General features: G+C 55.3%; 1 protein-coding gene. It reads right to left on the reverse strand.

What is annotated here, in order from left to right:
- Nucleotides 1-595 (reverse strand): IS5 family transposase (locus GOB83_RS14715; RefSeq protein WP_165926634.1); only part of this gene is annotated, 595 nt, incomplete at both ends.

Consider the following 595-nt stretch of genomic DNA (forward strand, 5'->3'; position numbering starts at 1 on the left):
CTGACGGTCGAAATCGCGTGCTGTCAGACGCTGGCCCAGCAGCTTGATGCAGTGCATTTTCGTCTCAACGCGGCTTCGTCGATGATAACCACTCCATCGTCTCCAGATAGCCCGCCCGAGATGTCTGCAAGCCCGTAGAGTTTCATTTCGGGCGATGGCTCCTGCTGATGTGGGGCACCATGTCTTTGCGTTTTTTCGCGGGGGAATGATGGCCTGAGCGCCACGTTCGGCAATGGTGTCATGGGATCGCCTTGTATCATACGCGCCATCAGCCGTGACACTGGCGATGTCTTCATCTTGAGGGATCTGCTCCAGAAGCATTGGCAGAACCGGGGCATCACCGATCTCGTTTCCCGTCATTTCAACGGCACGGATTTCCAGAGAACCTTCGTCAACAGCAATATGAAGTTTGTGCCATATACGATGTTTCGAACCGCCATGTTTACGCCTGTGCCATTCGCCTTCTCCCTCGACCTTGATCCCGGTGCTGTCGATCAGAAGATGAAGCGGACCGTCTGAACTGCGATAGGAGATATCGACCGTCAGGGCTTTCTGCCGACGACTCAGCGTGCTGAAATCCGGCACAGACCATGCC

Source organism: Acetobacter fabarum (genome assembly GCF_011516925.1).
GTDB lineage: Bacteria > Pseudomonadota > Alphaproteobacteria > Acetobacterales > Acetobacteraceae > Acetobacter > Acetobacter fabarum.